This is a genomic window from Achromobacter sp. (genome assembly GCF_049647645.1).
Lineage (GTDB): Bacteria > Pseudomonadota > Gammaproteobacteria > Burkholderiales > Burkholderiaceae_B > Achromobacter.
In genome coordinates this window covers 1-7,554 of the sequence record NZ_JBARYB010000251.1, presented here as the reverse complement: position 1 = coordinate 7,554, position 7,554 = coordinate 1, and the positions used below count along the sequence as shown (strand labels likewise).

Annotated in this window: 8 protein-coding genes and 1 pseudogene; 3 read left to right on the top strand and 6 right to left on the bottom strand. The window is 66.4% G+C overall.

What is annotated here, in order from left to right; genetic code table 11:
* A partial coding sequence (locus tag WBB14_RS28845) for a sigma-54-dependent Fis family transcriptional regulator (RefSeq protein WP_424242785.1) occupies positions 1-967 on the top strand: 967 nt, incomplete at its 5' end.
* Positions 968-976: 9 nt separating this feature from the next.
* Here the strand turns inward: WBB14_RS28845 and trpC are convergent.
* The 6 genes from trpC to rpe form a co-directional block, all read right to left on the bottom strand.
* Positions 977-1,765, bottom strand: coding sequence for an indole-3-glycerol phosphate synthase TrpC (trpC, locus tag WBB14_RS28840; protein WP_424242784.1), 789 nt, complete (start codon positions 1,763-1,765; stop codon positions 977-979).
* The gene (gene trpD / locus WBB14_RS28835; protein WP_173144466.1) at positions 1,762-2,793 is read right to left on the bottom strand and encodes an anthranilate phosphoribosyltransferase; all 1,032 of its coding nucleotides are present in this window, start codon (positions 2,791-2,793) and stop codon (positions 1,762-1,764) included. The genes trpC and trpD overlap by 4 nt, the downstream gene beginning before the upstream one ends.
* A gap of 12 nt (positions 2,794-2,805) precedes the next feature.
* Complete coding sequence (locus tag WBB14_RS28830) at positions 2,806-3,372, bottom strand: aminodeoxychorismate/anthranilate synthase component II (RefSeq protein ID WP_424242783.1); 567 nt, start codon at positions 3,370-3,372, stop codon at positions 2,806-2,808.
* Between the two features lie 59 nt (positions 3,373-3,431).
* Complete coding sequence (trpE, locus tag WBB14_RS28825) at positions 3,432-4,952, bottom strand: anthranilate synthase component I (protein ID WP_424242782.1); 1,521 nt, start codon at positions 4,950-4,952, stop codon at positions 3,432-3,434.
* 260 nt (positions 4,953-5,212) lie between these two features.
* Complete coding sequence (locus tag WBB14_RS28820; RefSeq protein WP_424242781.1) at positions 5,213-5,920, bottom strand: phosphoglycolate phosphatase; 708 nt, start codon at positions 5,918-5,920, stop codon at positions 5,213-5,215.
* 15 nt (positions 5,921-5,935) lie between these two features.
* Positions 5,936-6,664: a ribulose-phosphate 3-epimerase gene (gene rpe / locus WBB14_RS28815; RefSeq protein ID WP_207469054.1), complete on the bottom strand. Its 729-nt coding sequence runs from the start codon at positions 6,662-6,664 to the stop codon at positions 5,936-5,938.
* Positions 6,665-6,793: 129 nt separating this feature from the next.
* Here rpe and apaG point away from each other — a divergent pair, with 129 nt between their 5' ends.
* Together apaG and WBB14_RS28805 are read left to right on the top strand one after the other, a co-directional pair.
* Positions 6,794-7,168 carry a Co2+/Mg2+ efflux protein ApaG gene (gene apaG, locus WBB14_RS28810; RefSeq protein WP_207469053.1) on the top strand — a complete coding sequence of 125 codons (375 nt, stop codon included), beginning with the start codon at positions 6,794-6,796 and terminating at the stop codon, positions 7,166-7,168.
* A 38-nt stretch (positions 7,169-7,206) separates the two neighbouring features.
* A pseudogene (locus WBB14_RS28805) lies at positions 7,207-7,554 on the top strand (murein transglycosylase A); the annotation flags it as partial.

Sequence of the window (7,554 nt, the reverse complement as noted above, 5' to 3'; positions counted from 1 at the left end):
GGCACGGCCGACGCTACCGCCCGCGGCAGGCCCGCGCCCCGCTGCGTCGAATTTCGATGCCGCGACCCTGGGCGCGCTGGCGCGCGCCGTGCACCTGTCGGACGCGGGCGTATCCATCTTGCTGCAGGGCGAAACCGGCGTGGGCAAGGAAGTGTTCGCGCGCCAGCTGCATGCGCGCAGCAAGCGCGCGTCCGGGCCATTCGTGGCGGTGAACTGCGCGGCGCTGCCTGAAAGCCTGATCGAATCCGAACTGTTCGGCTACGAAGACGGCGCCTTCACCGGCGCGCGCCGCCAGGGCAGCAAGGGGCTGCTGCGCCAGGCGCACGGCGGCGTGCTGTTCCTGGATGAGATCGGCGACATGCCGCTGATGCTGCAATCGCGCCTGTTGCGGGTGCTGCAGACGCGTGAAGTCTCGCCGTTGGGCGCGGCGCGGCCGGTGTCCGTGGACTTTGCGCTGGTGTGCGCGACCCATCGGCCGCTGGCTCACGAAGGGCCCGATGCGCCGGTGCGGGCAGACCTGTATTTCCGCATCGCCGAATACACCGTCACGCTGGAGCCGCTGCGCGCACGCGCCGACCGCCTGGAATTGCTGCGCGGCCTGTGGGCGGCGCAGGGCGCGGGGCCGGTCCTGCCGCCCGATATCGAAGTCATCCTGGGCGCCTATGCCTGGCCTGGCAACTACCGGCAACTGGTGGCCGTGCTGCGCACGCTGCATGTGCTGGCCGGGCCTGCCGGCGTGGTCGACGTGGACATGTTGCCTGCTGACATCCGCAGCGCGGCAGCAGCGCCGCAATCCACAAGCGGCAACGCCGATTCGGCAAATCTGCAAGCCATGACGGACGTCGCGATTCGCGACGCCCTGGCCGCTCACGGCGGCAACGTCAGCCGCGCGGCGCGCGCATTGGGCGTGCACCGCAGCACGCTGTACCGGCGCGCCGCGGCACTGGCCGCGCCGCGTGCAAGATAGCGTTGCTGCCTAGCCCACCAGGCGCGCAAGCTCCGCGCCCGGATCCTTGGCGCGCATGAAGGCTTCGCCCACCAGGAAGGCGTCGACCTTGTGCTGGCGCATCAGCTGCACGTCTTCGGGCTTGAGGATGCCGCTTTCGGTCACGACGCGTTTGCCCGCGGGGATCTGCGGCAGCAGGTCCAGCGTATTCGACAGGCTGGTTTCGAAGGTGCGCAGATTGCGGTTGTTGATGCCGAGCAGCGGCGTCTTCATGGTCAGCGCGATTTCCAGTTCCTTGGCGTCGTGCACTTCCACCAGCACGTCCATGCCCAGTTCCATCGCCAGCGTTTCATAGTCGCGCAATTGCGCGGGGCTGAGCGCGGCCACGATCAGCAGCACGCAGTCCGCGCCCATGGCGCGCGCGGCGATGATCTGGTACGGATCGATCACGAAGTCCTTGCGCAGCACAGGCAGCGAGCAGGCGGCGCGCGCCTGGCGCAGGTGGTCGTGGGAACCCTGGAAGAACTGCACGTCGGTCAGCACCGACAGGCAGGCCGCGCCGTGCACCGCATAGGTGGAGGCGATTTCCGGGGGATTGAATGGGTCGCGCAGCACGCCCTTGGAGGGCGAGGCCTTCTTGATTTCAGCGATGACGCCGGCCTTGCCCTGCGAGATCTTGTCTTCGATGGCCTGGGCAAAGCCACGCACGTCCTGCCGCGCTTGCGCTTCGCGCAGGACTTCGGCTTCGCTGCGCATCTGGCGAGCGGCGGCGACTTCCTCGGCCTTGACGGCGAGGATCTTCGCGAGAATATCGTTCATTTCAGGAATTTCCGGGTATATGCGCAGAATTCTTCCAGCTTGGCTCGTGCCGCGCCGGTGGAGATCAATTCGAATGCTAGTGCTAAGGCTTCGGGAATGGAATCGGCTTTATTGCCAGCATAGATGGCGAGTCCCGCATTGAGCGCGACGATGTCGCGGGCGGTGCCCTCGACATTTTCCAGCGCCTCTATGACAAGCTCGCGCGATTGTTCGCGATTGGACACCTTGATGCTGCGGTTGGACATCATGGATAGCCCGTAGTCCTCGGGATGAATCTCATATTCGAGGACTTTTCCGTCCTTGAGTTCCCCAACCAGGGTGGCGCCGCCCAGCGAGGCCTCGTCCATGCCGTCCTTGCCGTGCACCACCAGCACGTGGCGCGAACCCAGACGTTCCAGCACGCGCACCTGGATGCCGACCAGGTCGGGGTGAAACACGCCCATCAGCTGGTTGGCGGCGCCGGCCGGATTGGTCAGCGGGCCGAGGATGTTGAAGATCGTCCGCACGCCCAGCTCCTTGCGTACGGCGGCCACGTTCTTCATGGCGCCATGGTGGGCGGGCGCGAACATGAAGCCGATGCCGGTGGCCTGGATGCACTCGGCCACTTGCTCGGGGGTCAGCACCAGGTTGGCGCCCAGGGCTTCCAGCACGTCGGCGCTGCCGCTGGAGGACGAGGCGCTGCGGTTGCCGTGCTTGGCGATCGGCACGCCGGCCGCGGCCGCCACGAACATGGCGGTGGTGGAAATGTTGAAGGTGTGGCTGCCGTCGCCGCCGGTGCCGCACATGTCCAGCAGGTCGGCGGGGTTGGGGGTGACCACGGGCGTGGCGAATTCGCGCATGACCTGCGCGGCCGCGGTGATTTCGCCTATGGTCTCTTTTTTCACGCGCAGGCCCATCAGCAGGGCGCTTGCGATTTGCGGCGACATTTCGCCGCGCATCAGCATGCGCATGAGATGCAGCATTTCGTCGTGGAAAATTTCGCGGTGTTCAATGCAGCGCGTCAGCGCTTCGGCGGGGGAAATCGTCACGATGCGTCCTTCTTAGGCGAGGTTCAGGAAATTGCGGAGCAGGGCATGGCCGTGCTCGCTGAGCACCGACTCGGGGTGGAACTGTACTCCGTATAGCGGCAAGGTCTTGTGGCGCACGCCCATGATGTCGCCGTCCGGCGCGGTCGCGGTCACGGCCAGGCAATCGGGCAGGGTGGCGGGGTCTATGGTCAGCGAGTTGTAACGGATCACCGTGTACGGGGTGGGCAGGCCGGTGAAGAGGTCGGTGCCGGTGTGCGAGATCTGCACGGTCTTGCCGTGCATGATCTGCTGCGCGCGCACGATGTCGCCGCCGTAGGCCGCGCCGATGGCCTGGTGGCCCAGGCACACGCCCAGGATGGGCTTCTTGCCGGCGTAGGCCTGGATCACGGGTACCGAGATGCCCGCCTCGGCGGGGGAGCAGGGGCCGGGCGACACGCAGATGCGGTCCGGATTCATGGCGGCGATCTCTTCCAGCGTGATCTGGTCGTTGCGCGCGACGCGCACGTCCTCGCCCAGCTCACCGAAGTACTGAACCAGGTTGTAGGTGAAAGAGTCGTAGTTGTCGATCATCAACAGCATTTAATTCTCCTGTAGGGCCGTCCGGCGGCCCGGATGTATCCGTTGGGGCTCGCGGGGCCTCAGATGGGCTCGTCCAGGCCGTGCTGCACCTGCTCCGCCGCGCGCAGCACCGCGCGGGCCTTGGCTTCGGTTTCGGCCCATTCGGCTTCAGGGTTGGAGTCGGCCACGATGCCGGCGGCGGCCTGCACGTACAGCGTGCCGTCCTTGATGACGCCGGTGCGGATGGCGATGGCCACGTCCATTTCGCCGCCGTAGCTCAGGTAGCCGGCCGCGCCGCCGTAGATGCCGCGGCGCACGGGCTCCAGCTCGTCGATGATCTTCATGGCCTCGACCTTGGGCGCGCCGGTCAGGGTGCCGGCGGGGAAGGAGGCGCGCAGCACGTCCATGCTGCTCATGCCGGGGTTCAGCGTGCCGGTGACGTTGGACACCAGGTGCATCACGTGCGAATAGCGTTCGATCACCATGGTGTCGCTGACCTTGACCGAGCCCACCTGGGCCACGCGGCCCACGTCATTGCGCGCCAGGTCGATCAGCATCACGTGTTCGGCCACTTCCTTGGGGTCGGCCTTGAGTTCGGCGGCCAGGGCGGCGTCTTCCTCGGGCGTGCCGCCGCGCTTGCGGGTACCGGCCAGGGGACGGATCGTGATCTGCGACTTGGGCTCGCCGTTTTCCACCACGCTTTCCTGGCGCACCAGAATCTCCGGCGACGCGCCCACCACCTGGAAGTCGCCGAAGTTCCAGAAGTACATATAGGGGGAGGGATTGAGCGACCGCAGGGCGCGGTAGAGGGAGAGGGGGGAATCGCGGAAGGGTTTGGCGATGACCTGGCCGATCTGCACTTGCATCAGGTCGCCGGCGGCGATGTGTTCCTTGGCGCGGTGCACGGCCGCCAGATAGTCTTCCTTTTTGAAGTCGCGCCGCTCTTCGGTCTGCATGCTGGCGTGGCTGTAGGGAATTTCCACGGGGCGTCGCAGGCGGGCGCGCAGGTCGTGCAGGCGCTGCTGGGCGCGGCTGTAGGATTCGGGTTGGGAAGGATCCGCGTAGACCATCAGGTAGATGCGGCCGGCCAGGTTGTCGACGATGACCAGCTCGTCCACGTGCATCAGCATCAGGTCGGGCGTGCCGCCTTCCATGCCGGCGGGGAAGGGTTTGACCGCTGGGCCCAGGCAGGGCTCGATGTGGCGCACCGTGTCGTAGCCGAAATAGCCCGCCAGGCCGCCGCAGAAGCGCGGCATGCCCGGGCGCAGGGCGACCTTGAAGCGGCTCTGGTATTGCTCGATGAAGGCCAGCGGATCGCCGTCATGGATCTCGGCGACCTTGCCGTCATGCAGCACTTCGGTGCGGGCGCCGCTGGCGCGGATCACCGTGCGGGCCGGCAGGCCGATGAAGGAATAGCGGCCGAAGCGCTCGCCGCCCACCACCGATTCCATCAGGCAGGTCATGCGGCCGCCCTGGGGGCCGGCGTGCGCCAGCTTCAGGTAGATGCCCAGCGGGGTGTCCAGGTCGGCATAGGTTTCGGCGACCAGCGGGATGCGGTTGTAGCCTTGTGCGGCGAGGGCCTTGAATTCGATTTCGGTCATGTCGGGTCTCGTGAGCGATTTATCTGCTTTCGGACCAGGCGCACAACAAAAAAGCCCGGTCCAGGTTACTGGTTCCGGGCTTGGCTCTGTGTTTTACACAGCTACGGCACTAGGCGGCATACGCGTCCAGGGCCGGGAGGGATCATCGCCACCCGGAAGACAAACGCCACCAGCGCCACGAGGCGCCGAGCATTTGGTTCTGGATGGAAACGTTCATTGAGCTTTGTTCAGTATTGAATTCGCGGTGAGCCGCCAGGTATTCAAGAGCCGGCTTTTGCCGCGTTCCGGGTTTGATTCCAGATCACGACCCACTCGGCGGCGGCGACTAGCGTGTCAACTATACCATCGACATCCAGCTCGCGCACGTCGCGGCCTTCGTTGTAGCCGTAAGGCACCACCAGGACCTGGGTGCCGGCGCTGCGGCCTGCCTGGGCGTCATTGACGGAATCGCCGATGGTCACGGCTTCCTCTGCGGCGACGCCGAGCAAGTCGCAGGCATGCAACACCTGGTCGGGATCCGGCTTGCGGCGCTCGCAGGTGTCGCCGCAGACCACGGCATCGAAAAAGCCCGCCAGGCCGGTGCGTTGCAGCAGCGGCAGGGTGAACTCGGTGGGCTTGTTGGTGACGACAGCCAGCTTCAGGCCCTGCTCGCGCATGAGTTTCAAGCCTTCGATGACGCCGGGGTAGATCTGTGCTTTCTCACCGTTGGACAGGTGGTAGTGGCGATAGAAGGCGGCGCGGGCGACATCGAACTCGGCGGGCGAGGGGTCGGCCGCGTCCAGGCTGCCGGCCAGGCTGCGGCGCACCAGGTTGTCCACGCCCTTGCCCACGAAGGTGGCCACCACGTCTTCGCGCAGCGGCGACATGCCGAGCTCCACGCGCATGGCGTTGGCCGCGAAGGCCAGGTCGGGAATCGAATCCAGCAGGGTGCCGTCCAGGTCCAGCAGCGCGGCGCGAAAAGCGGTCATGTCGGTTCCCAGGGCTTAGATGGCGGTGGTTTCGCCGATGGCGATCTGTTCGCGCATGGACTTGATGATGCCGGCGTAGTCCGGCTTGCCGAAGATGGCGGAGCCGGCCACGAAGGTGTCGGCGCCGGCGCGGCGGATTTCGGCGATGTTGTCGATCTTCACGCCGCCGTCCACCTGCAGCACGATTTCCTGGCCGCCGGCCTGCATCCAGGCGTCGATCCGGGCGCGCGCCTCGCGCAGCTTGGTCAGCGCGCCGGGGATGAAGCTCTGGCCGCCGAAGCCAGGGTTCACCGACATGATCAGGATCAGGTCGATCTTGTCCATTACGTAGTCCAGGTAGGACAGCGGGGTGGCGGGGTTGAACACCAGGCCGGCCTTACAGCCGTTTTCGCGGATCAGCGACAGGGTGCGGTCCACGTGGCGGCTGGCGTCCGGGTGGAAGCTGATGTAGTCGGCGCCGGCCTTGGCGAACATCGGCACCAGGTCGTCCACCGGTTCCACCATCAGATGCACGTCGATGGGCACCTGGACGTGGGGGCGGATCGCCGCGCACACCATCGGGCCTATCGTCAGATTGGGGACATAGTGGTTGTCCATCACGTCCACGTGGATCCAGTCGGCGCCGGCGGCGACGACGTTGCGGACTTCCTCGCCCAGGCGGGCGAAGTCGGCCGACAGGATGCTGGGGGTGATGCGGGTGGAAGCCTGTTGGGTAGACATGATGTTCGGGATCGGGGAGGGCATAATGTGCCATTATTGCAGTTTGAGGCGCGGTACCGGGAATGGCCCGGCCCGGCGGGTCCGGGAACCGCGTCTTTTCCAGCGTCCGGCGCCGTACCACGGTAGCCTGCCAGCATCACACAGGGAAGGACTGTGAAACCTTACGACCTGAGCGTCTCTGTCTCTCCGCGCTTCGTGCCCGAACAGTCCGACCCTGCCGAACAGCAGTTCGTGTTCGCCTACACCGTCCGCATCACCAATACCGGCGAGCATCCCGCCCAGGTGATCAGCCGCCACTGGATCATCACCGACGGCAACCAGCGCGTGCAGGAAGTGCGCGGCCTGGGCATCGTCGGGCAGCAGCCCTTGCTGGCGCCCGGCGAAACCTTCGAATACACCAGCGGCTGTCCCCTGCCCACGCCGGTGGGCACGATGCGGGGCACCTACCACTGCGTCGGCGAGAACGGCATCCCGTTCGAAGTGCCGATCGCCGAATTCGTCCTGGCCATGCCGCGTACCCTGCATTGAATGGCCCGGCCACCCGTCGCACGTTTTTTCATTTGCTCATGAAGCGCATTCTCAGCCTGTCCGTGCTGTCCGTATTGCTGGCGGCATGTTCCACCCCCTCCGATATCCCCCCCGACTCGGGCTCGTCCGGCCTCCCCGGCCCGTCCGCGCCCGCAGCCGACGGCCCCCTGGTGGTGCCGCCGCTGTCGGCGCTGCCCGATACGCCGCCGCGCGCGCTGGCCGGCAAGTTCAAGGCGGCCAACTGGGCCGAAATGCCCGGCTGGACCAACGATGACCTGTCGCGCTTCTGGCCCCTGTTCCTGCGCAATTGCCGCGGCCTGATGCGGCCGACCAGCGGCAATCTGGCCGCGCCCGCGCGTGCCACACCGCGGGCCTGGCAGCCGGTC

What these genes read in the sequence shown, in the direction of transcription:
- trpC (WP_424242784.1), bottom strand. Translation starts at nt 1,765, where the DNA reads ATGAACGATATTCTCGCGAAGATCCTCGCCGTCAAGGCCGAGGAAGTC.
- WBB14_RS28830 (WP_424242783.1), bottom strand. Translation starts at nt 3,372, where the DNA reads ATGCTGTTGATGATCGACAACTACGACTCTTTCACCTACAACCTGGTT.
- trpE (WP_424242782.1), bottom strand. Translation starts at nt 4,952, where the DNA reads ATGACCGAAATCGAATTCAAGGCCCTCGCCGCACAAGGCTACAACCGC.
- WBB14_RS28820 (WP_424242781.1), bottom strand. Translation starts at nt 5,920, where the DNA reads ATGACCGCTTTTCGCGCCGCGCTGCTGGACCTGGACGGCACCCTGCTG.
- rpe (WP_207469054.1), bottom strand. Translation starts at nt 6,664, where the DNA reads ATGCCCTCCCCGATCCCGAACATCATGTCTACCCAACAGGCTTCCACC.